The sequence below is a fragment of the Candidatus Regiella insecticola LSR1 genome (genome assembly GCF_000143625.1).
Taxonomy (GTDB): Bacteria; Pseudomonadota; Gammaproteobacteria; order Enterobacterales; family Enterobacteriaceae; genus Regiella; species Regiella insecticola.
Genome location: NZ_GL379652.1, coordinates 1 through 256 on the forward strand (window position 1 = coordinate 1; position 256 = coordinate 256).

Sequence of the window (256 nt, forward strand, 5' to 3'; positions counted from 1 at the left end):
GCGACCAAGGGGTCGGGCCAGTGGATCTGGTACAGGTCGATGTAGTCGGTTTCCAGGCGCTTCAGGGAATCTTCGACTTCTTTGCGAATGCGCTGGGCCGTAGCGTTGCGCCGGGTGCTGCCGCTGTCCCATTGCAGGCCGGCCTTGGTAGCGATCACCGCACTGTGGCGCACGCCGCGCAGGGCCTTGCCGATCAGTTCTTCGGACAGGCCAAAGCCGTACACCGGCGCGGTGTCGATCAGGTTGATACCGATTG

General features: G+C 63.3%; 1 protein-coding gene. It reads right to left on the reverse strand.

The window, feature by feature from the left end:
• On the reverse strand, nt 1-256 hold a 256-nt coding region (locus tag REG_RS11460; protein WP_141553671.1), incomplete at both ends, for an aldo/keto reductase.